This window comes from Simplicispira metamorpha, from assembly GCF_004341365.1.
In the GTDB taxonomy this organism is placed as follows: domain Bacteria; phylum Pseudomonadota; class Gammaproteobacteria; order Burkholderiales; family Burkholderiaceae_C; genus Simplicispira; species Simplicispira metamorpha.
Genome location: NZ_SLXH01000005.1, coordinates 40,876 through 66,812, shown reverse-complemented (window position 1 = coordinate 66,812; position 25,937 = coordinate 40,876). Strand labels below are relative to the sequence as shown.

21 protein-coding genes, 1 CRISPR repeat array and 1 riboswitch are annotated in these 25,937 nt (G+C 64.3%); of the genes, 9 read left to right on the top strand and 12 right to left on the bottom strand.

Annotation, left to right across the window (positions count from 1 at the left end; genetic code table 11):
- Positions 1-4: 4 nt before the first annotated feature.
- Genes cbiE through cobM form a run of 5 tightly spaced genes read right to left on the bottom strand, consistent with a single transcriptional unit; the run spans position 5 to position 4,900 of the window.
- On the bottom strand, positions 5-1,297 hold the full coding sequence (cbiE, locus tag EV674_RS04060) for a precorrin-6y C5,15-methyltransferase (decarboxylating) subunit CbiE (RefSeq protein ID WP_119012117.1): 1,293 nt from the start codon (positions 1,295-1,297) through the stop codon (positions 5-7).
- The gene (locus tag EV674_RS04055; RefSeq protein ID WP_119012116.1) at positions 1,290-2,402 is read right to left on the bottom strand and encodes a cobalt-precorrin-5B (C(1))-methyltransferase; all 1,113 of its coding nucleotides are present in this window, start codon (positions 2,400-2,402) and stop codon (positions 1,290-1,292) included. Before EV674_RS04055 ends, cbiE begins: the two co-directional genes overlap by 8 nt.
- A 7-nt stretch (positions 2,403-2,409) precedes the next feature.
- The gene (locus EV674_RS04050) at positions 2,410-3,111 is read right to left on the bottom strand and encodes a precorrin-8X methylmutase (RefSeq protein ID WP_119012115.1); all 702 of its coding nucleotides are present in this window, start codon (positions 3,109-3,111) and stop codon (positions 2,410-2,412) included.
- The gene (locus EV674_RS04045; RefSeq protein ID WP_119012114.1) at positions 3,108-4,073 is read right to left on the bottom strand and encodes a sirohydrochlorin chelatase; all 966 of its coding nucleotides are present in this window, start codon (positions 4,071-4,073) and stop codon (positions 3,108-3,110) included. The genes EV674_RS04050 and EV674_RS04045 overlap by 4 nt, the downstream gene beginning before the upstream one ends.
- Positions 4,070-4,900 carry a precorrin-4 C(11)-methyltransferase gene (gene cobM / locus EV674_RS04040; RefSeq protein ID WP_119012113.1) on the bottom strand — a complete coding sequence of 277 codons (831 nt, stop codon included), beginning with the start codon at positions 4,898-4,900 and terminating at the stop codon, positions 4,070-4,072. Before cobM ends, EV674_RS04045 begins: the two co-directional genes overlap by 4 nt.
- 163 nt (positions 4,901-5,063) lie before the next feature.
- Positions 5,064-5,302: riboswitch (cobalamin riboswitch) on the bottom strand.
- 102 nt (positions 5,303-5,404) lie between these two features.
- Here cobM and EV674_RS04035 point away from each other — a divergent pair.
- Positions 5,405-7,504, top strand: a complete 2,100-nt coding sequence (locus EV674_RS04035) for an ATP-binding protein (RefSeq protein ID WP_165887068.1) — start codon at positions 5,405-5,407, stop codon at positions 7,502-7,504.
- Positions 7,505-7,641: 137 nt separating this feature from the next.
- A CRISPR array of direct repeats spans positions 7,642-8,753; the repeat unit is 28 nt; unit sequence TTTCTGAGCTGCCTATGCGGCAGTGAAC.
- A 126-nt stretch (positions 8,754-8,879) separates the two neighbouring features.
- Here EV674_RS04035 and cas6f read toward each other — a convergent pair.
- The 4 genes from cas6f to csy1 all read right to left on the bottom strand — a co-directional run bounded on the left by cas6f (position 8,880) and on the right by csy1 (position 12,984).
- The gene (gene cas6f / locus EV674_RS04030) at positions 8,880-9,464 is read right to left on the bottom strand and encodes a type I-F CRISPR-associated endoribonuclease Cas6/Csy4 (protein ID WP_119012111.1); all 585 of its coding nucleotides are present in this window, start codon (positions 9,462-9,464) and stop codon (positions 8,880-8,882) included.
- 5 nt (positions 9,465-9,469) lie between these two features.
- Entirely contained in the window at positions 9,470-10,504 is a 1,035-nt protein-coding gene (gene csy3, locus EV674_RS04025) for a type I-F CRISPR-associated protein Csy3 (protein ID WP_119012110.1), read from the bottom strand.
- A gap of 72 nt (positions 10,505-10,576) precedes the next feature.
- Complete coding sequence (gene csy2, locus EV674_RS04020) at positions 10,577-11,629, bottom strand: type I-F CRISPR-associated protein Csy2 (protein WP_119012109.1); 1,053 nt, start codon at positions 11,627-11,629, stop codon at positions 10,577-10,579.
- Complete coding sequence (csy1, locus tag EV674_RS04015) at positions 11,626-12,984, bottom strand: type I-F CRISPR-associated protein Csy1 (RefSeq protein ID WP_132750361.1); 1,359 nt, start codon at positions 12,982-12,984, stop codon at positions 11,626-11,628. Before csy1 ends, csy2 begins: the two co-directional genes overlap by 4 nt.
- Positions 12,985-13,259: 275 nt before the next feature.
- On the opposite strand from csy1, the gene EV674_RS04010 reads away from it, so the two are divergent.
- Positions 13,260-13,541: a type II toxin-antitoxin system RelE/ParE family toxin gene (locus tag EV674_RS04010; protein WP_119012107.1), complete on the top strand. Its 282-nt coding sequence runs from the start codon at positions 13,260-13,262 to the stop codon at positions 13,539-13,541.
- 48 nt (positions 13,542-13,589) lie between these two features.
- Positions 13,590-13,901 carry a HigA family addiction module antitoxin gene (locus tag EV674_RS04005; RefSeq protein WP_119012106.1) on the top strand — a complete coding sequence of 104 codons (312 nt, stop codon included), beginning with the start codon at positions 13,590-13,592 and terminating at the stop codon, positions 13,899-13,901.
- Between the two features lie 5 nt (positions 13,902-13,906).
- Here the strand turns inward: EV674_RS04005 and cas3f are convergent, their stop codons facing one another.
- The gene (gene cas3f, locus EV674_RS04000; protein WP_119012105.1) at positions 13,907-17,476 is read right to left on the bottom strand and encodes a type I-F CRISPR-associated helicase Cas3f; all 3,570 of its coding nucleotides are present in this window, start codon (positions 17,474-17,476) and stop codon (positions 13,907-13,909) included.
- Positions 17,473-18,525, bottom strand: a complete 1,053-nt coding sequence (gene cas1f / locus EV674_RS03995; protein ID WP_119012104.1) for a type I-F CRISPR-associated endonuclease Cas1f — start codon at positions 18,523-18,525, stop codon at positions 17,473-17,475. The genes cas3f and cas1f overlap by 4 nt, the downstream gene beginning before the upstream one ends.
- 244 nt (positions 18,526-18,769) lie before the next feature.
- Between cas1f and EV674_RS03990 the strand changes: the two genes are divergently transcribed.
- The gene (locus EV674_RS03990) at positions 18,770-19,543 is read left to right on the top strand and encodes a ferredoxin--NADP reductase (protein WP_119012103.1); all 774 of its coding nucleotides are present in this window, start codon (positions 18,770-18,772) and stop codon (positions 19,541-19,543) included.
- Positions 19,544-19,599: 56 nt separating this feature from the next.
- On the opposite strand, the gene EV674_RS03985 is transcribed toward EV674_RS03990, so the two are convergent.
- Positions 19,600-20,097 (bottom strand): MarR family winged helix-turn-helix transcriptional regulator, encoded by a 498-nt coding sequence (locus tag EV674_RS03985; protein WP_119012102.1) that lies wholly within the window; start codon positions 20,095-20,097, stop codon positions 19,600-19,602.
- Between the two features lie 179 nt (positions 20,098-20,276).
- Here EV674_RS03985 and badH point away from each other — a divergent pair, with 179 nt between their 5' ends.
- From badH to EV674_RS03960, 5 genes are all read left to right on the top strand, one after another.
- Positions 20,277-21,044, top strand: coding sequence for a 2-hydroxycyclohexanecarboxyl-CoA dehydrogenase (badH, locus tag EV674_RS03980; RefSeq protein ID WP_119012101.1), 768 nt, complete (start codon positions 20,277-20,279; stop codon positions 21,042-21,044).
- A gap of 72 nt (positions 21,045-21,116) precedes the next feature.
- The gene (gene badI / locus EV674_RS03975; protein WP_119012100.1) at positions 21,117-21,899 is read left to right on the top strand and encodes a 2-ketocyclohexanecarboxyl-CoA hydrolase; all 783 of its coding nucleotides are present in this window, start codon (positions 21,117-21,119) and stop codon (positions 21,897-21,899) included.
- Between the two features lie 18 nt (positions 21,900-21,917).
- A complete protein-coding gene (aliB, locus tag EV674_RS03970; protein WP_119012099.1) occupies positions 21,918-23,075 on the top strand; it encodes a cyclohexanecarboxyl-CoA dehydrogenase in 1,158 nt (385 codons plus the stop codon).
- Between the two features lie 133 nt (positions 23,076-23,208).
- Positions 23,209-24,852 (top strand): cyclohexanecarboxylate-CoA ligase, encoded by a 1,644-nt coding sequence (aliA, locus tag EV674_RS03965; RefSeq protein ID WP_119012098.1) that lies wholly within the window; start codon positions 23,209-23,211, stop codon positions 24,850-24,852.
- An 80-nt stretch (positions 24,853-24,932) separates the two neighbouring features.
- Positions 24,933-25,925 (top strand): Bug family tripartite tricarboxylate transporter substrate binding protein, encoded by a 993-nt coding sequence (locus EV674_RS03960; RefSeq protein WP_119012097.1) that lies wholly within the window; start codon positions 24,933-24,935, stop codon positions 25,923-25,925.
- Positions 25,926-25,937 lie beyond the last annotated feature (12 nt).

Sequence of the window (25,937 nt, the reverse complement as noted above, 5' to 3'; positions counted from 1 at the left end):
ACGGTCATGCTCCATCTCCCGGCTGGGCGCAGACGATCCACACCGGGTTTTCGGCGGCCATGCGGTGCATGTGCAAGATGGGTTTGCTGCGGGCGGCTTGCAGTTGCAGCACATCCCAGGTGGCCCCCAGCGCTTGCAATGTTTGTGTGGCGGTGGCCAGGTTCTCCAGGGTGACAAAGTTCATCACCAGCCAGCCGCCGGGGCGCAGGCGGCGCAGGCACAGGGCAATCAAGTCGGCCAGTTCGCCGCCCGAGCCACCGATGAAGATGGCGTCGGGGTCGGGCCAGGTGCCCAGGCCCTCGGGGGCTTTGCCGTGTACCAGCGTGTGGTTGCTGACGCCCAGGGCGCGCGCGTTGCAGCGGGCAATGGCGGCATCGGCCTCGTTTTTCTCTATGGCCCAGACATGGCCTTGCGGGCACAGGCGCGCGGCCTCCAGCCCCACCGAGCCGCTGCCCGCGCCAATGTCCCACACCCGGCTGTCGCAGCGCAGTTGCAGCCGCGCCAGCGAGACGGCGCGTACTTCCTGTTTGGTGATCAACCCCTTGTCGGGCTGGCGCTGCTGGTAGGCGCTGTCGGCCAGGCCCAGGCACACCGGGCGCGGGCGTGCCGTGGTGCGCAGCAGCAGCACTACGTTGGGGTCGGCAAAGCGGTGCAGGGCGGCTTCTGCGGGCGGCATGTCGGCCCAGGTGCGCTCGTGCGGCGAGCACAGGCGCTCAGCCACGCACAGCACAAAGTCGTCCCCCAGCCCTTCGGCCAGCAGCAGGCGGGCAATGCGGTCGGGGCTGTTGTCGGGGCTGGTCAGCACGATCAGGCGCTCGTGCTGGCGTACCGCTTGCGCCAGCGCATACAGGCCGTGGCCGGGTGCGGTGCCCGCTTGCCATTCGCCAGCGTCTTTGCTGTGTACCGAAACAATGCGCGCGTCTTGCCAGGCCACGCCAAAACGGGCGCAGGCCAGTTGCAGCGTGGAGACGTTGGGCAAGACCTCAATGGCCGCAATGCACAGGCGCGCGGCCAGGTAGCTGGCAATGCCGTGGCACAGCGGATCGCCCGTGGCCAGCACCACGCTGGTTTGCTGGGCTTCGCGGGCCTGGGCAATCCAGCCGGGCACGGCGCTGAGCTGGCCGGTCAGGTCGCGGCGGATGGCGTGGGGGGCGATGTCATCGTCGAGCAACGCCAGCGTGCGCGCACCGCCAATGACCCAATCGGCCCGGCGCAAAAAGGCCAGTGCCGTGGCGCTCAGGCTGGCTGCGCCGTCGTCCAGAACGCCAATCACGCGGCAGGGTTGGGGGTCAGTCATGGGAAAAAGCCTCTGCCACTTTGCGACCGTCAAAGTCGCACACCAGCACATGGAGTTGAAATTGGCCGCCATAGCGCGCCGGTGCCATCAGCGTGCGCACCACGGCGCGGGCCAGGGCGGTATGGAACGGCGCCGACAGGCCCAGCGCCTCCATGCGCTCGGCGGCAAAGCGGGCGGTTTCGGCAGCGGCGATGGCCGCGCAGTCGGCGGGCGGTGCGCCCAGGCTGGCGGCCAGGTCGGCCAGCAGTTGCGTATCGACCTCGGCGCGCTGGGCGTGGGTGATGGTTTCGCCCTGGGCAATTTTGGTCAGCTTGCCGACCATGCCGCCAATCACCACCTGGCGCAGCCCCTGGGCCACGGCCTCATCCAGGGCGTAGCGCAAAAAGTCGCCCATCTGCACAAAGCAGGCGGGGGGCAGGTCGGGGCGCTCTTTCATGGTGAACTGCTCGGTGCGCCCGCCCGTGGTCAGCACCACCACCCCGTGGCCCAGCGTGGCCGCCACCTGAATGCCTTGCACCACGCTGGCGCGGTAGGCCGCGGTGGAATACGGTTTGACGATGCCAGTGGTGCCCAGAATCGAGATGCCGCCCACAATGCCCAGCCGCGCGTTGAGCGTTTTTTTGGCCATCTCCACGCCCTGCGGCACCGACAAAGTGATGGCCAGCCCGGTGTGCTCCAGCAGCGCCCCGGCGGCGGCGCGCACGTTGCTTTCGATGTTGCGCCGGGGCACCGGGTTGATGGCCGGGCCACCCACCTCCAGCCCCAGCCCGGCCATGGTCACGGTGCCAATGCCAAAACCGCCGCGCAGGCACACCACGCCGGGTTGGCCGGGCAGGGTACACACATCGGCGGTCAGGTGGGCTTTGTCGGTGCAGTCGGGGTCGTCACCGGCATCTTTGATGACCATGGCGTGGGCGGTGGTGCCATCGCAGCGGCCATCGTGGACGGCAAAGCGCACCGCATCGCCATTGGGCAGCAGGCAATCGACCGCGTCGGGCACCGTGCCATGCACCAGGCCCTGCACTGCGGCGGCAGCGGCGGCGGCAGAGCACGCCCCGGTGGTGAACCCGGTGCGGGTGCCCCGGCGAACGGTTTTTTCCATCATGGCGGTGTCAGCCCTGCCCGCAGGGGTTGGCCTGGCGCCACTGCTGTTGCTGCGCCTCGGTCAGCGCCAGCAGCGCGTGCAAGGCAGCCACGACCAGCGTCGAGCCGCCCTTGCGCCCGCGAATCACCAGCCAGGGCACTTCGTGCTGGCTGGCAATCAAGTCTTTGGATTCGGCGGCCGAGACAAAGCCCACCGGCATCCCCACGACCAGCGCGGGGCGCACACCCTCTTGCGCAATCAGCCGGGCCAGTTCGATGAGCGCCGTGGGCGCATTGCCAATGCCCACGATGGCGCCTTGCAACAAGCCCAGGCGGTGGGCCTTGCGCATGGCCTGCACGGCGCGGGTGGTGTCCTCTTGCTGCGCCAGTGCGATCACATCGGCATCGGAAATGAACTGGTGCGTGCGCATGCCAAAGTGCGCCAGCCGTGGCTGTGACAGGCCCGAGCAAATCATCTCCACATCGGCCACCACTGGCGTGCCGCCACGCAGCATGGCGGCCATGCCCGCCTGCACGGCTTGGGGGTGAAAGTCCGTCAGGCCGTTGAAGTCGAAGTCGGCATTGGCGTGGATCATGCGCCGCACGATGGGCCACTGCTCGGGCGTGTAGGCGTGGCTTGGCACCTCGGCGTCGATGATGGCAAAGCTGTCGTGCTCAATGGCCTGCCCGGCGCGGGTGAGCTGCTCGGTGACGGTGTTGACGGTGCTCATGCGGTCAGCACCCCGTGGCTGTGCGGGTGGTGCTCGTCGTGCGCGGGGGCATGGCTGTGGCCATGGTCGTGCTGGTGCAGATGCACCACGGCGTCTGTGGCCGGTGCAGGGGCATGGGTGTGTGCGTGGCTGTGGCCGTGGCCCAGGTCGTGGGCCAGCTCGCGGTATTTGCAGCCGTCGCAGGGCAGGCGGCTGTCTTGCACGCCCGCCCGCAGGTCGGCCACACGCTGCTCCAACAGGGCGAAGATTTCCTTCTCAAAACCAAAATACGACGCCTGCGCAAAACGCACCTGCGGGTATTGCTGGCGCAGGTGCTCCACCTGCCGGGCAATGCGCTGCATCAGCGTGCCTGTAAAAAGGTAATACGGCAGCACCACGACCTGCTTCATGCCCAGCTGCACCTGGCGCTGCACCACGCGCTCCAGCCGGGGCCAGGTGATGCCGGTGAAGGCCAGGTCCACCAGTTCGTGGTCGGTTTCTTCCATCAGCCAGCGCGCCATCTTGGCCACATCGCCATTGGCCTGGCGGTCGGACGCACCCCGCCCCAGCAGCACCACGCCGGTGGTGGTGGGGTCGGGCATGTCCAGCGTGGCCATGCACTGGCGCAGGTTGCGCCGCAACACGGCCAGGATGGGGTCGCAGGCCGTCAGGTGCGGGCCGTACAGAAACTCGGTGCCGGGGCAGTGGGCGCGGGCGTGCTCAATGGCCTCGGGGATTTCCATCTTCACGTGCCCGGCAGCGTTCAGGATCAGCGGCAACACCAGCACCCGCGCGCTGCCCGCAGCCGCTTGCAGCAGCCCATCGTGCAGGCTGGGCGGGGCAAATTCGATAAAGCAAACCTCGATGTTCCAGCCCGGCTGGCGTGTGCGCCACTGCGCCACAAAGCGGTGGATTTCGTCGTTGCCCTCGCTCTCGCGTGAGCCGTGGCCGATGAGAAGAATGGTGTCGTGCTGCGTGGTCATAGGGGAGCGGGTTGGGTCGGCAGAAATTCCGGGGCAGGGGCGGGCGCGGCTTCGCTGGCACGCCGGAAGCGGTGGGTGAAAGTGGGGTCGTAGAGCTTGGACTTGACCAGCTCGGGCCACTGGCGCGCGCCCAGCGTGGGGCTGGCAATGACCATGGCCTGGCTGACGATCTTGGCGTCGCGGCAGCGCTGGCGAATGTCGGCCAGCGTGCCGCGCACGATCTGCTCTTCACCCGGCCAGCTGGCCTTGTGGACGACCAGCATGGGCGCGTCCTCGGCCCAGCCCGCCGCGCGCAGGCCAGCCTCGACCTTGTGCAGCAGCGTGATCGACAAAAAGATGCACAGCGTGCAGTGGTGGCGCGCCAGCTCGGCCAGCGATTCGCCCTCGGGCATGGGCGTGCGCCCCTCCACGCGGGTGAAGATCACGCTTTGCGTTACCTCGGGCAGCGTGAAGCTCTCCACCGCCGCTGCCGCCGAGGCCATGGCCGACGACACGCCCGGCACCACGCGCACCGGCACGCCCGCCGCGTCCAGCGGCTGCACCACCTCGATGAGGGCGCCGTACAGCGCCGGGTCGCCCGTTTGCAGGCGAATCACCGTGGTGTGCTGGCGGGCTTGCTCGATCAGCCATGCGGCCATCTGCGCCAGCGTCATGTCTTTGCTGTCGGCAATGGTGCAGCCTGGCGGCGCCCAGCGGGTGGCCGCCGCGTTGACCAGCGACCCGGCAAACAAGATGGCGCCCGCGCGCTCGATCAGGCTGCGGCCTTTGACTGTGATGAGTTCGGGGTCGCCCGGCCCGGCGCCCACAAACCAGACCGTGCCGGTCACGCTGCGCGCAGCAAAGCGGCCACGCCAGCACCCGCACGGGGAGCAGCGTTGCCCGACACCAATCGCGCCACTGGCCCACGGGCCAGAAAAAACAGGGACATCATGAGAAAACCGGATTCGCCCAGACCCCTGCCTCCCCGCAGGTTCTGTGAAATGGGCGCGCAAGCGCACCCGCCTGTTGGCCGGTCTCCGGGCTGGCGAAAATGTCCCGTGAGCCCTTCCCGGATCGGCTGATCCAGTGGATATGTGACGCGGGGTGAAGGCCGCAGGCCTTCTTTCGCTTACCGTTGCGGGGGCAGCTCAGGTGGGGATGGCGTCCTGTGCCGGACGCCTCCTCCCTGATTCCCGTTTAACTGCACAGCCGCAATGGCGGTGCGAGCACCAAACGGGCGCGAGTATAGCGCCGCGCCCACGGGGGCCATGGCGCCAATAATGGCGCGCCACACCGACCGCGCCAGGCCACTTGCAGGCGCTGGCGCCGCTGCATACCAAGGAAAAAACACCATGAACCGCACCGCAGAAGACTTGCTGCAGGAGCTGCTGTCGCTGGGCGCATCGCGCCGCATCGAAGCCCCCGGCCACGCCCGCATAGACCGCGCTGCCCTGCGCACCCTCTGCGCTTTTGCCAACGAGCCAGGGCAGGGCGGCGGCTACCTGCTGTGGGGCCTGGAGCCCGTGCCGCCCGATAGCGCCGCCCCCAGCGCCCCTGGCACTGGCGCCGCCCCGACAGCCCCGGCGGTGCCCAGCACCTGGACGGCCCCGGCAACGCTCGCAGACCAGGCCACTGCCCCCGCATCTGCCGTCCCCCAGGCCCAGCCCGCACCCGATGCGCCCACCACCACCGAGCCACCCCCGCGCTACCGCGTCGTGGGCGTGGCCCAGCCCGAGCAGTTGCAGGCCGAGCTGGCCCGGCACTGCGCCAGCGCCTTCAACACCGCGCTGCGCCCGCAGGTGCGCACCGAGCGGCTGGCCGGGCACACCGTGGTTGTCGCCTACCTGCCCGAGGCCGCGCCCGCCACCAAGCCGGTATTTCTGGCGCACCAGGGCCTGCCGCGCGGTGCCTACCGGCGCATTGGCAGCAGCGACCAGCCCGGCACCGAAGACGATCTGGCCGCCCTGTATGCCGCCCGCCACGCCACCACGCTGGACGCTGCCGTGCTGCCCGATGCCCAGTGGCACGACATCGACCCCGCCGCGCTGGAGGAATACCGCCAGCTGCGCCGCCAGGCCCACCCCGGCGCCGAAGAGCTGATCTGGAACGACCACGACCTGCTGCGCGCCCTGGGCTGCGCGCAAGGCGAGGGTGAACAACTGCGCCCCACAGTGGCCGGTATCGTGTTGTTTGGCACACCGCTGGCGCTGCGCCGCTGCCTGCCCATGGCGCGCATCGACTACATCCGCGTGCCGGGCCGTGTGTGGGCGCCCGACCCCGAAGCGCCCTACGAAACGCAAGAAATCCGCGCCCCGCTGCTGGCCGCCATCCGCCGCGCCAGCAACGCCGTGCGCTACGAACTCACAGCCCCCGCCCCCGGCACCGACGGCCCCGCCGCCCACGACGACAGCCTGCCCCAGCGCGCGGTGCGCGAGGCCATCGTCAACGCCGTGCTGCACCGCAGCTACCGGCTACAGGCGCCGGTGCAAATCATCCGCTACGACAACCGGCTGGAAATCCGCAACCCCGGCCACGCCCTCAAACCCAGCGCGCAGTGGGACGCACCCGGCGCACTGCTGCGCAACCCGCGCATTGCCGCCGTGCTGCACGACGTGCGCCTGGCCAGCACCAAAGGCAGCGGCATCCGCACCCTGCGCGAGCAGATGCTGGCCCACGACCTGCTGCCGCCCACCCTGGCATCGCAGCGCAGCGCCGACCAGTTTGTGGCCACGTTGTTGTTCCACCAGTTCCTTGGCCCCGACGACCGCGCCTGGCTGCGCCGCCTGACCCGCGAAGCCCTCAGCGACGAAGAAGCCCGCGCCCTGGTGCTGGTGCGCGAGTGCGGCCAGATCGACGCCGCCACCTACAGCGCCATCAACCGCAGCGACGCCACCACCGCCAGCGCCCACCTGCAACGCCTGGAGCAACTGGGCCTGCTGCAAGCGCACGGCCAGGGCGAGCGCGCCCACTGGCTGCTGGGCGCCCTGGCCCAGGAGCGCCTGGCCGAATTGGCAGCGCCCGTTGTTGCTGCGCTGCCAGTGGAGCCCATTCTGGAACAGGCACCACCTCCTGAGAATGGGCTGGAGCCTATTTTAAAAGGGCACCAGTCAAGCGAATATGGGCACCACATTGGCCCTGATGGGCTCCAGCCTATTGAAAATGGGCACCAGATGCTGGGGTCTATTCCTGAGTCCATCCTGGCGCGTATCCCCGCGCCCGGCACCAAACCCCGCCGCGAAGCCCTGCACGACCTGCTGCGCGACCTGTGCGCCTGGCGCGCTCTGAGCTCGCGCGAGATTGCCCTCGTCCTGGGCAAGCAAGACCACAAGAAACTGGTGCGCAACTACCTCAGCCCCATGGTGGCCAGCGGCGTACTGGCCTACACCCTGCCAGAGCAGGAAAACCACCCCGACCAGCGCTATACCGTGCCAGCACCAGCGCACATGCCATGAGAATTTGAAGCCAAATTGGCCTGTAAGCCGCGCAGGGTATGCGCAAGCAGCTATCAAAAAGTGACTGATGACGGGGTGGTTGGGGCTACCTGTGGTGCAGTGAACTGGCGGGCCACGCCAATGCGTCGTACCAGTTCTTTCTGAGCTGCCTATGCGGCAGTGAACTTTTCATGCCAGTGCGCCCATGCCCGTTTTGTTTTTTGAGCTGCCTATGCGGCAGTGAACCTCGGTTTCAAACCGAACAACCCATGTGTATTTTTCTGAGCTGCCTATGCGGCAGTGAACTCGGGCAATCCCCTGCGGGCCTGTCGTCAACTTTTCTGAGCTGCCTATGCGGCAGTGAACTGTGTGTCCAAGGCCTGCACGATGGCCTCGCATTTCTGAGCTGCCTATGCGGCAGTGAACGCGCTGGGGCTGGCCGGGGCGCTTTCTGGCGTTTTCTGAGCTGCCTATGTGGCAGTGAACCTGTGGCGCTGGTGGGGGATTCCACGGGCGAATTTTCTGAGCTGCCTATGCGGCAGTGAACTCGCAGCGGTAAAGCCGACTGGGTACACGTCATTTCTGAGCTGCCTATGCGGCAGTGAACGGCATCATGCACGGCCTTTGCCTTGCCAAGCATTTCTGAGCTGCCTATGCGGCAGTGAACGGGCCATCTGGCAGTTCGGCTTCCAGCTTTTCTTTCTGAGCTGCCTATGCGGCAGTGAACAATTCAAGGCCACGGCGCTGGCTGCCATCCAGTTTCTGCGCTGCCTATGCGGCAGTGAACGAAGGGTGGCCGCCACGTCTATTTTTCATCTAATTTCTGAGCTGCCTATGCGGCAGTGAACACGGTCTCGTAGATCGCATGCTGCGCGTCGATTTTCTGAGCTGCCTATGCGGCAGTGAACGGCCAGCAGCGTGACGCAGACAATGAAGTGAATTTCTGAGCTGCCTATGCGGCAGTGAACTGCACTCGTACCACGTCGGGTCAGTGCTTATTTTTCTGAGCTGCCTATGCGGCAGTGAACTTAATTCCGGGCTGGATGTAAGGCTGGTTGGTTTTCTGAGCTGCCTATGCGGCAGTGAACCTTGCGGGATCATTCTGGCCTCGTTTCCATCCGTTTCTGAGCTGCCTATGCGGCAGTGAACGTTTGGCGTCACGCAAGGCGCCGCTGCCGAGATTTTCTGAGCTGCCTATGCGGCAGTGAACTTTGAGCGCGAACTGATAAGGGAACGGTGCTTTTTCTGAGCTGCCTATGCGGCAGTGAACGGCCCATTCTGCCCGGAGCCCTTGCGCAGCAAGGGTTTCAGGCATTTCCATCGTCCAAACCCTTTTATTTCAGGCCGCCGTAAGTTGTTGATTCATAACCACCTCGGCGGGCGCCTTCAAAAAGGGTCAAAACCACGGCACGGTGGCGGTGGCGCTCAGGCCGTAGCTGTTGAAGTCCCCCGCCTGCGGTTGCGACTGGGCTGGCCCCAAGGCCAGGAAGAGCTTGAATTGCTGCGCCGTGCTGGTGCTGGCCAGTTGCACATAGGGCAAATCGGTCATGCGGCCCACGCTGTCGGGGATGCGCTGGCGGGCTTGTTCGTCGGTGAGCTGGTGGCGCTTCATCAGGCGGCGGCGCAGGCGTTCGGGGCTGCTTTTGACCTGAATGCGGCGCAGCGTGCGGTGTGCCGCATCGGCAGGCACCGGCAGCGGAGCGGTGCTGCGGACATGGTCGCGCAAACTGCCCAACCACGTGCCGGTGGCCCAGGGCTGCAACGTGGCCTCGTCGCCGTACAGGCGCAGACATTCGCCCAAGGTGCGGCGACGGCTGTCGTAGCCCGGAAAACCCACCGCAATGCCCGGCCCCGCTGGCGCTGTGGGCGCTGCCGCCAGTGCGCGGTGCAAGCGCGTGTACAGCGCAGCCAGCAAATGGGGGGGCGTGGTTTCCGGGTCGGGCCGCAGGTGCAGGTCGATGTAGTGGCTCAAGGGGGCCATGGCGCTTACTCCTTGCCCGCGTCGCCAAACACGCCGCCGCGCACCAGCACTGCCATCACAAAGTGCTGCTGCTCCAAAGGGGGCGCTTGGTCTTTCAGCAGCCAGTTGTCCAGCAGTGTGTAGAAGTCCATTTTTTGTTTGGGCTGGCGGTAGGCCTTGCCTTGGGTGGTGACGGAGCCGTAGGGCTCGACGGCAATCGGGCCTTGCTCTTCGGCACCCTCATACCAGGTGTCGATGCTGCGGATGGCGTTGCCGATTTTTTGCGAATGCATGGCAGCTACTTCTTTGCCCAGCTCACCAATTTTGTAGAGCGTCTTGCTCTTTTTGTTGCTGCCCTTGTCCAGAATCAGCTCTTGCGACGGAAACACCTCCTGGCCCGCGCCCACGCGCACAAAAGCGGTCACTTGCAGCAAGACGTGTTCTTTTCCAGCCAAGCCATCGGCAATGGTTTGCCCGAGGGTTTTTACTTCACTATTGATAGCGTCAAGCGCACGCATATCAAGGGCTAGAGCATCAAAAGACCAGGATTTTTGGGCTTGGCCGTCTTTCAACTGCTCCACGGTAATTTGCACGCTTTCTGCCCCTGCGCGGTTGCGCCACAAGAAGCGCCCATTGGCCAGATTGGCTGCGTAGCGCTGGGCCAGCTCCGTGAAGCCGTGGGTGTCCACATAGCCTTTGACGGTGCTCAGCAGTTTGGCTTGGTAGGGGGCGCTGTTGCAGGCCGATGGGGTGCCCACGCCCGCCAGCACGCGCAGCGTGAAGCGCACGCGCAGGGTGTCAGCGTCGCTGGGGAGCATGGCAACGTCCACGGTTTGCAGGTTGGGGTTTTCGATGGCAGCGTCGAGTTTGGCCGGGTCTTGGTCTTTCGTCTTGAGACGGTTAGAGATGGTGCCGCGCACCGATTTCTCGCGGACGGTGACGGGTGTCCAAGCGTTGGCATGTGCCTGGTCGGCCCAGAGGCCGGCGTGGAACACGGCATCAGATGGGTCCAGCTTGCGTTCAAAGGCGAGGACGGAGGCGGTGGTGAGTTTTTCAGACATGGTTCAAATCTTTCAAAGAGTGTGTGGAAACAGCGCGGCAGACATCACAGCGCCGTGTAGTCAATGCATCCGTTAATCAAAATCCGGCTCATCGTTATCCAACGTGTCTGCATCCGTGTCCGGCGGCACATAGCCGCTGCGGCAGCGGTACAGGCCTTTTTCGCTATCGGTTTCGGCGTCCCAGAGCAGCGATTGCACGTTGTGCAGCCGGTGCGGGCTGATCCATTCACCCAGCGAGTACACCGACTCCACAAACGCAAACGGTGTGGTGTTGTCGCGCGCATGGGCTACTTCGCCTGCGCCGTAAGGCTTGCCGGTCAACGATGTGTAGCCCACGGGGATGGGCACTGTCCAGCCTGCGCCCTTGCCACGCAGCGGATCGGCCCAGCGCACTTTGCCGTCCGCCTGTGGCGCTTCACCTTCTGCTGCCGCAATGGGCGCATGGTTGAAACGCGCGGCATGCAGCCAGGCATCGAGCAGCGTGGCGTCGGGCTGAGTTTGTTGCAGATGGGCCAGGCGTTTTGCCAGCAGATCGTCGCGCCCCACCAGCGCATAGCCGGGCAGCCACTGGCGGCGCCATTGTTTGAACGCGGCGGCCTGGGCCTCGGCATCTTCGGGCAGCAGTGCCAGCCAGGGGCGTGTGCGACGGCCCGGTGTGGGCGGTGTGGGCAGTACCGTGCCGCCCGCAATGCGCATCGTTGACAACACCTGTGAAGCTTCCTGTGCCAGCGCCTGTGACTGGTCTTCTGTTGCTTGAATCAGCGCAGCGGTGTCAGGCATTGCCACCCCAAACACCAAAGTAATGTCGAGATGGATGCGTCCTTCTTCCACAATGGCTGCCGTTTTGCCGTCTTTGCCGACCGGGTTGCGCGTGAGGCGGAAGGTCTTCACGTAGCCATCGACCACCTGTTCGTCGTGCGCATGGCAGATCACGCCGACCTGGAGCAGTTGCAGTGCGATACCCGCCTGCACCAGCTTGCGCTCCAGCGCCCACATCAGGCCGGTGAAGGCGGTGATGGACGGAAAACCATGCGTGAGCGGGCTGGAGATGGCATTGGCGTTTTGTACGCGCAGGTGCGGGAGCACCAGTACAGCCTGTGGTTGAGTTGCGCGGGGCGGGCTCATGCGGCGCCTCCGGTAACCATGAACGATTCATCGGACAACAGCACCCGTTGCCATTCGCGCGCTTCGGCATCCCCTACGGGGAGCTTGCCCTGTAGTTGGGCGTTGAGCCAATGTGCAAATCGTTTGCCCACTTGCGTCGGCCATTCTTGGCGAAGCCAGTGCTGTGCAAATTCCCCTTCATCCGACATTGCTGCCCGCTGAGGATCCAGCCAGAGCTTTTCTGGCAGTGCCAAATTTTCGTAGCGTTTATCCAGCGTCCAGCCGGCAGGTTGTGATTGCAATTCACCGGCATAAACGATCAACTCGTCTATCAAGCTGTCCAGAAAGTTATCCACCTTCTGGCGAGTGGGGCGATTAGGTTCCGGGTCGGTCAGCAAAAATGCCAAGAAAGTTTTGACTGCGCCGCGCACTGTGCGCCGTGTGCCAAACGCGCGCTCAAACACCGAGTTGGCGTGCAGCGGCAAGTAGCGCTGATTAGTTTTCCACGCAGGCGGTGGCAGTGATGACAGCAAATAGTTGTCACCCCTGCGCTCACTGTTGAGGTGTGACACGTTCTGTGGTTTGGTACCGCCCATTTTTTGGAGTGCCCAGTCTGGGTATTCTTCATAAGCACACTCATGGACATTGCCGTCACGCCTTGCCTTGCGTGCAGCCAGATTTTTCAGTCCATATCTGGTGGGGTGAATCTGTAAATAGGCTTGATGCACCAGCGATGCCGGATACAACGGGGCCAATAAACAATAGTCTTTATCGCTGGAGGGGTTGGTTCCTGAAAGCCAGTAAATTTGCTTTCCGAGTGCATGTGTCGCTGGCTTGACGCACTTGTTTTCCAGTAAAAAAACGATTTCTTCCGCCACTTGCTCTGCTTCTACAGGCTCGTGGCCAAGAGCACTCACCGCATCAGCGTCACTCGACTGCAAGAGCGCTCCCAATGTCGCGCCTTCCACCTTGCAGTCCAACAAAAGGTAAAGCTCATAAGCGGAGGCGTTGTAGGCGCCGTCCCCCGTTGCATCCGCAAGGCTTTCTTGTGAATTCAGAACGTGTGAACCAAGTTCATCAAGCGTCGGAAGCTCCTCAAAGCAAACCGCAAGGTTGGTGGTGTGCTTGATTTTGAGATCAGGATGGATGCCTTTAGTCGTGTGGGTGGCAATGGTCATGCCATTGGCCTTGCGCCCTTTCTCCAAAATAGCGGCAAGTTGGTATTTTTCATGTGCAGCAACAATGGCCTGGCGTGCCATGGCGTCGTTCTTGCCATCCCACTTGGCCAATGCCTTGGCAAGTCGGCTGGCTACATGGGCCTGCATGGTCTGTCGTATGCGCTGGCTTCGCTCAGTGGATTCTTCTTTGTTTTCCAACTCATCCTCCCTGTTAAAACTGAACACATCTTGAAACCGGTAGATAGCTTTTTTGCCCCATTTGGCTGACTTTTCAACTGTAGTTTCATCTTGCAGTCAAAATTTTTTCCAGTCAACTCATTGTTATAAAATGATTTTTTTGCGCTATTTCCTGGTGTAAGGTTCGACCCCTGCCGAAAAGGCAGCTTAGAAAAGTCACCTCATGGGTGAAATTTCTGTTTACTGCCGCATAGGCAGACATACCGAATATCGGTAAGCGGTATAAATTAACTTGTATGGCGATCACTTCCTTTAAATGCCAGGAAACACAGCGTCTGTTCACCAGCGGAAAAACCCGCCAATTTGCCAACATCCAGAATGTGGCTGAACGCAAGCTGGCTCAGCTGGAAGCCGCGACGACGCTGGATTTCTTGCGTAGCCCGCCGGGCAACCGGCTGGAAATGCTGGTGGGGGATCGCCAAGGCCAGCACAGCATCCGCATCAACGACCAGTGGCGCATCTGCTTTGTCTGGACAGACAAAGGGGCGACTGATGTGGAAATAGTGGATTACCACTGAGGCAGCCAAAATCCCGCGCCTCGGGGGAACAGGGGCAGGAGTTTGAACATGATCAAGAATGGCATGCGCCCGGTGCATCCCGGAGAAATTTTGCGGGAAGACTTTCTCAAGCCCATGAATTTGAGCGCGAATGCGTTGGCAAAGCATTTGCACGTGCCCGCTTCGCGCATCAACGATATCGTGTTGGAGCGGCGGGGAGTCACCGCCGATACCGCACTGCGACTGAGCCGCGCGTTTGGCGGCGATGCACAGTCTTGGCTGAATCTGCAAACTGCTTACGATCTGCGCACCGCAGAGCTCAATGCGGCATTGCAGTCTGACGTAGAAGCGGTTTATCCATTGCGCTTTCTGTCGGCGTAGCCCCTTCAGTTTTTGCCCGTAAACCCCAGGACAGGATGCCAACGCCAGCCTTCTTGCTGATCAGGCAGGCTGGCGGTGGCGACCTTTTCAGCACTTCGGCGCAGTGGCTGGTCATGGTGCTCTGCCCATTGCTGTAGGGCTTGTATCAAGTCCAGTTGCATCCAGGCAGTGATGCGCTCGCCGCGCACTTCAGAATCGGGTACAGGGGTGACCAGACTCTGGATGGGTACAAACAGCTTTTCACGCGGGCCAGCGCCGTCGTCCACGCGGTGCAGGATCAGTGTCTCTGCATCCTCGTCGGGCAGCAAAGCTACATCTACGCGGGGCTGCGGGTCGTAGCGGAACCGCTGGTACTGCGGTAATAAGCCGGTAAGCCACACGCTGCCAGGTGCCGACCAATGCAAGGTGGCATCGCGCGCCACCGGGGTAAAGAAGCGGCTGCTGGCTTCGCGCGGCAACATGGTGTCGCTCATACGGGCGTGCTCCAAGTCCACCCACAGGGCTTTGGGTTGCAGTTTGTCGCGCGGTGCAATGCGGGCTTGTGCGTCGATGGCGCCGCCTTGGGCGGTCAACTCGGGCAACAGCTCAGCCAAGCTGTGAGATTGCAAATGAAAGTGCGTGGCTGAGTCGCGCAGGTCGGTAGGTTGCAAGCCTTTGGGTGACTGCACCCGTTTCATTTCAAAGCCGGGTTTGCAATACACGGCGTCTTCCGTATTTTTTTGCTCCAGGCTGCGCAAATTGCTGTCCAGCACCGCCATGTTGGTGCGTTCCACGGCGCCTGCCCGATGCCTTCGCACCCGGCCTGCCAACTGGATGAGCGAACGCATGGAGGACGGCTCCACCACGGCCCAGTCGTAGTCGTGGTCGCGTCCCACCTCCGTGACGGGTGAACCCAGCACGACGAACAGGTGGTGCTGCTCTGGATACAAGGCCAGTAGGGCGCGGACGGCGGGACGCTGCAAGGCAGGGTCTTTATCACCATTCGCCGCGCTTTTGTCGATCCGCCGATGGAGCACACTATCAAGTTCATGTTCAATGCCAGAGCGCGTGAGCAGCGGGAACTGGGAGTGGTACACGCACAAATGGATGCGCACGTTGGCCGCCGGAGCGCCAAGTCGAAACATGGCCAAAGCCACGTCAAACAGCGGATCGATGTTGGCCATGCGGATCAGGCCAAAGCTGACGTGCTTGCCAGTAGCGGGGTCGATGCTATGGTTTTGCGTATCCTGGTGCAGGCGCCATGCGTGCTGCAGCACGAAATAGGCAAAGCTTTCACGGCGGGTGGCTTTGTCCAGCCCCTGCCAATCGGATGGCAGCGGCACCAGTTCGGCGCGGCGGCGTACCTCTGCCTTTGCCAGGGCGGCGCAGCGGCGGCGGACGAACTCGGCATGTGCCGTGCGAAAGTCGTTCGCGCTGGCACAGTCGGCGTGGGTTTGCGCAAACTCGTCCACCCACAGGCAGCACAGCTTGAGCGGCTCGTCGGGGCGCTCGCTCCGGTGGCGCTGGTAGTGCGTGCGCCCATCGCGGTAGGCCCGATACAGCCCTTCTACCAACGCGGGCGGCAAGGTGGCGGAAGACAGCAAGACGCGCGAACCCAATAGCCCCGCCCAATGCACCAGCCGGGTGAGTGCGGGCAGGTCGGCCATGTCAAAGTCGTCCGGCTCGTCGAGTACCAGGTCGCCTGTCATCAGCCGCAGCATTGGCGCAATCTGGCGCCCACCGCGCAGGCTCTCGGTCGCGGGCGTGAGGTGGTCGATGGTGCAGACCAGCAGCGGCGCCGCCAGCAGCGAGCGGGTTTGCGCGTCGCTGGTCAGGCGCATGAGCAAGGGGTGCTGATCGTTGCCCTCGAACAGCACCTGCCCGCCTTCATCCAGCAATTCTTGTGTAGAGGCCGAGCCGGTGGCCTCGGCCTGGGCTTCATAGTAGGCAAACAGTTCGCGGCTGGCGGCGCCGCCGACCTTGATGGCCAGTTGGTCGTCGCTCAGGCCCAGATCACGCTGGAAGCTGCGCCCGGTTTGCAAGGTCAGCGTGCGCAAACCCATGGCGAAGGCGCAGCGCAGGCCCAGTTGGGGGTCAGCCAGCGCATTCATGATGCGGGCGTTTCCCAGTGTTTTGCCACAGCCGGTGGACGCCATATTGACGATGAATGCACCTTGCTGGGCCGCGTGTTGGCGCACGCTGGCAGCCAAATCGGTCGCCTTGTTCTGCCATTGAAAGCGCACGTTGCTGGTGCGCTTCGTCAGGCTTTTGTGGTGCGGTAACGCGGGCAGGCTGCGCACCAGGCTGGGCAAGGCGCGGGCGATCACGCTGGCATGGGCCTGCACGCCCAGCAGGTGCTCGTCCAGCGTCTGGTTGCACACCTTTTTTCCTGCGGCATTGGAAGTGGTGTTGGCGTGCAGCTTGGCGTGCGGTTGCAGGTATGCCGTGCGCTCGGGCACAGGCTGGTCACGTAAAGGGCTGCTGGTTTGTTCAGGCTTTTGCAGGCCGAGGCTGGAGTAATGGTGGTCGGCCAGCATCAAGCACAAGCGCGCCACATGGGCCACGAACGGGTCTGCGGGCCACAGTGCGCCGAAAGTGCCGGGGGGCAGGGCTTGCAGTTTGCGGGCGAAGCGTGCCGCCTGCTTGCGCCACGCTGGGTTGCCCACCGGCAGACCGTGCGGAAAAGCCCAGTAGGCGCTCAGGTTGGTGGGGCTGGGCGATTCACGTGGTTCGTTCCAGTCGGCGTTGACTTGCTCCAGCAAACCATCGAGATGGATGCGATTCAAAAATTTGGGCTTGGCACCGAAGCGCCGCCACGCGAAGCCACCGCCTTCCGGCGCTTCGTCCGATGCAGTTGCTTCATTCTTTACAGGTTTGCACGGCAGGCGATGGTGCGTCAATACCAGCCAGGCCACTGCTTGTGCCAGGGGCGGCAGTACCTTGAAGGGATTGCGCTCGGCCTTTTGTTTGTCACTGAAACCGGCGTCGCTCAGACCATCACAGAACAGGTGCGTGCTTTTGTCGAGCCACAGCGCTTCAAAAGCGGCGGCGTCCACATCGGCATCGGATGCAGTAGCCAGTCGCTGCAGCCAGCCAGCATCGTCGTCCGTGCCCACGAAGGCCTGGAACAACCGCACCGATACCCATTCGTGGCGGTAGTGGTTGCGCTCCCGCGCCGCAGGGTTGTGCAGCCGATCCTGAAACGCTTGCGTAGCCTTGCCCAGATCGTGCAACAAGGCAGCCAGCGCGGTGAGCGCACTGATGGCGGGAAGATGGTGCCAGTCGTTTTCATCCTGCGCGCGCAGCACGTTGCGCTGGGTGGTGTGCGTGGGCACGGCGCCTTGGGCATTGAAGCGGCGCGCATCACCCACCACCCACAGCAGTTCGCTGTGGTCGAGGCCGCGAATCCAGTGGCAGGCCACGGCGGTGTTTTTGCGGGCGGTTTTGCGCAGCAGGCGGCGCAGGGTGTCGAGGCCATTCTGGGTGATGGGGGTTTGCCAGGTGCGTTCTCCTCGGCGCTCGGCAAACTGATCGAGGATGCGGCGGGTTTCTTTCAGCGCACGTTTGTCGCACTCGCAAATCAGCAGGATGTTCATGCGCCAGTCCCCGGTGCTGTGGGCACTGCGGCTTCAGGGGCTGCCGTGCTGGCCGCCCCGGGTGCTGCACCCTGAGCTGCCAGACGCCCGGTTTCCAGGGCAATGGCTTTGAGCGTGTCGATCATGAAATCCAGCGCCTCTTTGCGGGTGAGCTGCTCGATGCAGGCCTGGCGGAACTCCTGCTCGGTGTCACCGCGTGCCGCCGATATGAAAGCTTGCGGCAGCACGATGGCGTCCTTGACCAGGTCGGCCGCGTCAAACACCAGGCCGCCGCGCCGCGTCTTGCCGTGCAGCACCGCCAGTGCGGCGGGCAGGCCCAGCACCCAGGTGGCGGTGGCGCCCAGGCCGTAGGCCAGGTAGTTGCCGTGGTCGAGGAAGGTGTTGGCCGGGTCGCGGCTCTGGCCGCGCGCGCTGCGCGTGAAATCGCCCGCTTGCGTGGCGTGTGCCGCCATCTGGTAGAGCTGCTTGGTCAACCGCCCTTCCAGGGCCAGCAGGTGCGTGACATCGGGCGCGGCGGTCACGGCGGCGGTGGTCTGCGTGACCAGCGCAGCAAGGCGGTCGAGCGGTACGGCAAACACCCCTTCTTTGGCGCGCCCGTGCTCGCCCCAATGTCGCAACGGGTAGCGCAGGCGCGCCGACTGCAAGGCTTTGGCTGCGGCCAGGCGCAGCGCCTCGTCAAACCAGAAACGCGCCCAGTGTTGCAGGTATTCAGTGGGCCGGTATTCGCTTTGCGGCGCAAACCAGGCCACTTCCTGTTCAAACTCGTTGGCGCTGAACAGCGGCGTGCCACCCCCGCCGCAAAAGCCCACCATGACGCCCGCCTTGGCCAGCTCGCGCATGGCCGCTTGGGTGACTGAGGTGCCGGTGCCCAGCAGCACCGTGGTGGTGTTGGCGATGGGAATGTTCCAGTACAAAGATCGCTTGCCTTCGTCGGTGACATATTCCACGCGCCCGCCGTTGACCAGCACCCGGCAGTGCTCCAGGTAATACAGATTGGCCCGCTGGGAGTGCAGGATGGTTTTGAGATCGGAAGAGGGCAAAGTTTCCATGGCGCAGACCTGCGAGCGAAGAGGTGCTCCAGCGTAGCGCGATGCATGGTTTTGCCAACCAGAGTTTGTCTGGCGCCTGCGTGCCCTCCCCCGTTGCCTTGGCCTGGTATCCAGTAGGTGTGCCCCGGACAAGGCCCGCCCGCGCTTTACAGGACAATACGCCCCACCCCTCGCGGGTGTGCCCTGCCCTGGCGCAGCACCTTGCGGCCCGAACCTGTTTTGTCACTCTCCTTGCCTATCCACCATGAGCGCATTTCTTGAAGAACGCGTGCTGTCGGTTCACCACTGGACTGACCGGCTGTTCAGCTTCACCACCACCCGCGATACCTCGCTGCGGTTTTCCAACGGCCACTTCACCATGATCGGCCTGAGGGTCAACGACAAGCCGCTGCTGCGCGCCTACAGCATCGTCAGTGCCAATTACGAAGAGCACCTGGAGTTTCTGAGCATCAAGGTGCCCGATGGCCCGCTGACCTCGCGTTTGCAGCACATCCAGGTGGGCGACACCATCATCGTTGGCAAAAAGCCCACGGGCACCATCCTGATCGACTACCTGCTGCCGGCCAAGCGCCTGTACATGCTCTCCACCGGCACAGGCCTGGCGCCGTTCATGAGCGTGATCCGCGATCCGGAAACCTACGAGAAGTTCGAGGAAGTGATCCTGGTGCACGGCGTGCGCGAGGTCAAAGAACTGGCTTACCACGACTACATCACCCAGGAGCTGCCCCAGCACGAGTTTTTGGGCGAGCTGGTCAGCAAGCAGCTCAAGTACTACCCCACCGTGACGCGCGAGCCCTTCAAGAACCAGGGCCGCATCAACGACCTGATTGAGAGCGGCAAGCTGTTTGCCGACCTGGGCGTGCCCGCGCTCAACCCGCTGGAAGACCGCGTGATGCTGTGCGGCAGCCCCGAAATGCTGGCCTCGCTCAAGCACATCCTGGAGCAGCGCGACTTTGAAGAAGGCAACACCACGCGCCCGGGCGACTTTGTGATTGAGCGCGCCTTCGTCGAGAAGTAAAGCGCTGCGCCAGCACCGCGCCCCTGCGGCGCGGTGCTGGCGCACCCGGGCGGCGCTCAGGCGCCAGCGTCGTCCGTGGTTTCCTGGCCGTCCTCGGCGGCCGCCGCACCCTCACCGTCAATGCGCTGCATGTTGTCCAGCAGCTTGAGCAGGTAATGCAGGGTGTGCGCCATATCCCCCACTGAAAAATCTGCCAGCGCCTGTCCGTAGTAGCGGCGGATGTTGGGCTGCGCCTCGTCGATCCACACCTTGCGCCCCGATGCGGTCATGGTGATGCGCCGCGAGCGGCGGTCGCGGCCATCGGGGGCGTTGGCCAGGTGGCCATCGCGCTCCATGCGGCTGAGCAGGCCCGAGAGGTTTTGCCGGCTCACCATCAGGTAGCGGGCCAGATCGCCCACGTTCATGCCGTCGGCTGCTTCGGGCCGCGACAGCGCCCCCAGCACCGCCCACTGCTGCGTCGTCAGCCCCTGGGCCTCTACGGCCCGGGTGCCTGTTTTATGCAACATGTTTGCACATTGGTAGAGGCGAAAGAACAGCCGGTTGGCCAATTCCATCTTCGCGATTTCGGTATTTTTTCTAGGGTTTTCCACTATTTTTTCCTATTCGAGGTGGCTTGCGGAACGTTGGCTGCAAGTCTAATATGCGTCAATGTATTGACATATGTGCTGTGCCCAAGGGCTTTCCCCAGCATAGCAATGCTCCCCCTCCCCTCAGACCTCTCTTGGAGAAGAATATGCAAAGATTTGATGGCAAGACCGTCATCGTGACCGGCGGCGGTGGTGGCATCGGTGGCGCCACCTGCCGCCGTTTTGCCAGCGAAGGCGCCCAGGTGGCCGTGTTCGACATGAACCTGGAGGCTGCTGAAAAAGTGGCCGCCGACATCCGCGCCACAGGTGGCCGTGCCACCGCCTTTGCCTGCAACATCACCGACCGCGCCCAGGTCGATGCCGCCGTGGCTGCGGTAGAGGCGCAGCTGGGCCCCATCGCCGTGCTGGTCAACAACGCGGGCTGGGACGTGTTCAAGCCCTTCGTCAAAACCGTGCCCGCCGAATGGGCCAAGCTCATCGACATCAACCTGACCGGCGCGCTGCACATGCTGCACGCCGTGCTGCCCGGCATGGCGGCGCGCCAATATGGCCGCATTGTCAACGTGGCGTCGGACGCGGCGCGCGGCGGCTCCTCGGGCGAGGCGGTGTATGCCGCCTGCAAGGGCGGTCTGGTGGCCCTGTCCAAAACCCTGGCCCGTGAGCACGCGCGCCAGGGCATCACCGTCAACGTGGTCTGCCCCGGCCCCACCGACACCGCCTTGCTGGCCGGGGTGGCTGAGGGTGCGCGCGATCCGGCCAAGCTGATCGAAGCCTTCCGCAGCGCCATTCCGCTGGGCCGCCTGGGCCAGGGCGAGGACTTGGCCAGCGCCATTGCCTTCTTTGGCAGCGACGACGCGGGCTTTGTCACCGGCCAGGTGCTCAGCGTCTCGGGCGGTTTGACCATGCACGGCTAGACCCCACGCCTTTGGGCGGCCCGACGGCGTGCTGTGTTTTCCCTCTGCGAACCCATTACTTGAAAGAACCCCATGAACTTTGAAGACATCCTGTACGAAGTGCGCAACGGCGTGGCCTGGATCACCATCAACCGTGCCGACAAGATGAACGCCTTTCGGGGCCAGACCTGCGATGAAATCATCCGCGCCCTGAACAAGGCCGGATACGACCGCGACGTGGGCTGCATCGTGCTGGCGGGCGCAGGCGACCGCGCCTTCTGCACCGGCGGCGACCAATCGGCCCACAACGGCAACTACGACGGGCGCGGCACCATCGGCCTGCCCATGGAAGAGCTGCACACCGCCATCCGCGATGTGCCCAAGCCCGTCATCGCCCGCGTGCAGGGCTTTGCCATTGGCGGCGGCAATGTGCTGGCCACCATTTGCGACCTGACCATCTGCTCTGACAAGGCGCAGTTTGGCCAGGTCGGCCCCAAGATGGGTTCGGTCGATCCCGGCTACGGCACGGCCTTTCTGGCCCGCGTGGTCGGCGAAAAGAAGGCGCGCGAAATCTGGTACCTCAACCGCCGCTACAGCGGTGAGCAGGCCGTGGCCATGGGCCTGGCCAACTTCTGCTTTCCGCACGACCAGCTCGATGCCGAAGTGCAAAAAATCGGTGAAGAGCTGTGCGAGCGCAGCCCCACCGCGCTGGCCATTGCCAAGCGCAGCTTCAACGCCGACACCGCCCACCAGGCGGGCATTGCGGGCCTGGGCATGTACGCGCTCAAGCTGTACTACGACACCGAAGAGTCGCGCGAAGGCGTGAACGCGCTCAAAGACAAGCGCAAGCCCGAGTTCCGCAAATACGCCAAGTAAGCTCCAGGAGTCCCGCAGATGAACCCGAATCCCTACATCGACGAAGACCTGCAAGCCCTGGCCGAAACCGTGCGCCGCTTTGCCCAAGAGCGCGTGGCCCCGGGGTTCCAGGAGCGCGACCAGACCCGCGTGCTCGACCGCGCCCTGCTGCGCGAGATGGGCAGCCTGGGCTTCATCTGCCCCGAACTGCCCGAGCAGTTTGGTGGCCTGGGGCTGGGCTGCCTGGCCGCTGGTGTGGTGCACGAAGAAATCGCCCGCGCTGATCTGAGCTTTTCTTACCTGAACCTGCTGGCCTCGCTGAACGGGCAGATTTTGTCCAAGTACGGCCAGCCCGACGTGGTGGCGCCGTGGCTGCGCAAGCTCACGGCGGGCGAGGCCATCTGCGCCATCGCCCTGACCGAGCCGCGCGGTGGCTCCGACGCCGCCAACCTGCGCCTGCGCATCGAGCGCGATGGGGATTTTTACGTCATCAACGGCGAAAAAACCTCCATCTCCGCCGCTGACCAGGCCGACATCACTGTGGTGTTTGGCCGCACCGGCACGCCCGAGTCGGGCGCGCACGGCGTCACCGCCCTGCTGGTGCCCATGGACACGCCCGGCATCACCACCAACCGCTTTGACTGCCACGGCCAGCGCGCCATTGGCCGGGGCTCCATCTTTTTCGAGAACGTGCGCGTGCCTGCCAGCCACCGCCTGGGCGACGAGAACAAGGGCTTTGTGCAGGTCATGCACGGCTTTGACTTCTCGCGCTCGCTCATCGGTCTGCAAGTGCTGGCCGTGGCCCGCGTGGCGTTGGACGAGACCTGGGAATACATCACCCAGCGCCAGGCGTTTGGCCAGCCGCTGTCGGCGTTCCAGGGCGTGACGCACCCGCTGGCGCAGTTCGACACCGAGGTCGAGGGCGCGCGCCTGCTGTGCCTGCAAGGGCTGTGGCTCAAAGACAAGGGCCTGCCGCACACCGCCGAGGCGGGCATGGCCAAGTGGTGGGGCCCCAAGCTGGCCTACGACGCCATCCACCAGTGCCTGCTGTGCTACGGCCACGGCGGCTACGACCGCGGCCTGATGGAGCAGCGCCTGCGCGATGTGCTGGGCTTTCAGATTGGCGATGGCACGGCACAAATCATGAAAACCATCATCGCCCGTACCCGCGCGGGCCGCCAGTTTGTGCCCGCCTGAAGTGCCCCATGCGCTTCAAAAAGAATAGCTGCTTGCGCACGCCCCATCAGACTTTGAGCATGAAAACTGCCTGAAACCGTTGCGTGGTGTGCGCAAGCAGCTCCTGTTTTTAAGAATATCAAGGAGACAAAACATGGAATTCGACGCCGTATTGCTGCCCCCCCGCCGTGCCCGCATGGTGGCCCAGGGCCTGTGGCATGACCGCACCATCAACGACGCGCTGGACGCCTGCGTGGCACAGTGCCCCGACAAGTTGGCCTTGAGCGCCTACCGCGTGGAAACGGGCACCGTCACGCGCTTTACCTACCGCGAGATGGCACAAATGGCCGACCGCATCGCCGTGGGCCTGCACCGCCTGGGCGTGCGCCAGAACGACACCGTGGCCTGCCAGCTGCCCAACTGGTGGCAGTTCACGCTGACCTACCTTGCCTGCTCGCGCATCGGTGCGGTGATGAACCCGCTGATGCACATCTTCCGCGAGCACGAGCTGAACTTCATGCTCCAGCACGGCGAGGCCAAGCTGCTGATCGTGCCCCAGGTGTTCCGGGGCTTTGACCACGCGCACATGGCCACAGGCTTGCAGGCCCACCTGCCGCACTTGCAGCAGGTGGTGGTGGTGGGCGGTGGCGGCCCCGACAGCTTTGAAGCCCTGCTCACCACCCCCGAGTGGGAAAAAGAGCCCGATGCCCCCGCCATCCTCACGGCCCACCGCCCCGGCCCGGACGACATCACGCAGGTCATCTACACCTCGGGCACCACCGGCGAGCCCAAGGGTGTGATGCACTCGGCCAACACCGTGGTGGCCAACATCCTTCCCTACGCCCAGCGCCTGGGGCTGGGGGCGCAAGACGTGGTGCTGATGGCCTCGCCCATGGCGCACCAGACTGGCTTCATGTACGGCCTGCTCATGCCCATCCTGCTCCAGGCCAGCGCCGTGCTGCAAGACATCTGGGACGCGAAAAAAGCCGTCGAAGTGATACAGGCCGAAGGCGCCACCTTCACCATGGCCTCCACGCCGTTCCTGTCTGACCTGACCAAGACTGTGGCCGAAGCCCAGGCCAGCATCCCCACGCTGCGCACCTTTTTGTGCGCGGGCGCGCCCATTCCCAGCGCACTGGTCGAGCGCGCCCGCCAGGTGCTGCCCACCAAAATCATCTCTGCCTGGGGCATGACAGAAAACGGCGCCGTCACGCTGATCCAGCCCGATGACGACGACGAGCGCGCCTTCAACACCGACGGCTGCCCGCTGCCGGGCGTGGAGATCAAGGTGGTCGATGTCGATGGCAACGCCCTGCCTCCCGACCAGCCGGGCAAGCTGCTGCTGCGCGCGTGCTCCAACTTTGGCGGCTACCTCAAGCGCGCGCACCTCAACGGCACCGATGCCGACGACTGGTTTGACACCGGCGACCTGGCCCGCATCGACGCACGCGGCTACCTGCGCATCACGGGCCGCAGCAAGGACGTGATCATCCGGGGCGGCGAGAACATTCCAGTGGTGGAGATCGAGTCGCTCTTGTACCGCCACCCGGCCATTGCCCTGGCCGCCATCGTGGCCTACCCCGACGAGCGCCTGGGCGAGCGCGCCTGCGCCGTGGTCGTGCCCAAGCCCGGCCAGAGCATCGACCTGCCCGGCATCGTCGAGTTTCTGAAAGCGCAGAAAGTGGCCCTGCAATACATCCCCGAGCGGCTGGTGGTGCGCGACGACCTGCCCTCCACCCCCTCGGGAAAGATCCAGAAATTCCGCCTGCGCGAGATGATGCGCAACAGCGCCCTCTGAGACAGCCGCCCGCCCCCGGCCCGCTGGCCGGTGTGCAGGCCAATGGTGATTTTTAAGACAACCACAACGGAGACAACACCATGACTTTTTCTTTCTCTCTGGCCCGCCGCACGGTGGCCCAAGCGGCCCTGGCCCTGTGCGCCCTTGGCGCCGTGGGCGCTGCCCAGGCGCAAAGCACCCACTGGCCCACCAAGCCCATCCGCGTGGTGGTCGGCTTTGCCCCCGGCGGCAGCACCGACGTGATGGCGCGCATCGTCTCGCAGTCGCTGTCGGAGTCGCTGGGCCAGTCGGTGGTCATCGACAACAAGCCCGGTGCCAGCGGCAACATTGCCGCCTCGGAAGTGATCCGCGCACCCGGCGATGGCTACACCTTCCTGATCGCTCCCACCTCGGTGGAGACGGCCAACCCATCGCTGTTCAAGTCCAGCATCCTGCCCTCGCGCGACCTCATGCCCGTGGGCGGCGTGGGCAAAACCCAGATGTACCTGGTGGCCAAACCGCAGCTGGACGTGAAAGACACGCGCGATCTGGTGGCCATGGCCAAGGCCCAGCCGGGCAAGCTCTCGTATGCCTCCGCCGGTGCGGGCACGCCGCCCCACCTGGCCTGCGAGCTGTTCAAGCTGGCCACGGGCATCGACGTGGCCCATGTGCCCTACCGGGGCGCCGCCCCCGCGCTGCAAGACGTGATGGCCGGCCAGGCCGATTTTGTGTGCGACCCTGGCATCGCCTTTCCGCACATCCGCACCAACAAGGTCAAGCTGCTGGGCGTGGTCAGTGCCAAGCGCTCGCCCTTCTTCCCCGACGTGCCCACCGTGGGCGAGCAAGGCTTCAAAGACGCCGACCTGGACATCTGGTTTGGCATGTGGGCCCCCAACCACACGCCCGCCGACGTGATCGAGCGCATGAACAAGGCGCTGGCCAAGGCGCTGGCCCTGCCCACCACCAAGACGCGCTACGCCGACCTGGGCGCCGAACCCGTACCCCTGAGCACCACCGAGTTCAAGGCCCTGCTCAGCACCGAAGGCAAGCGCCTGTCCACACTGATCAAAGAGCAAAAAATCATCGTGGATTGAGGCCGTGCAGGC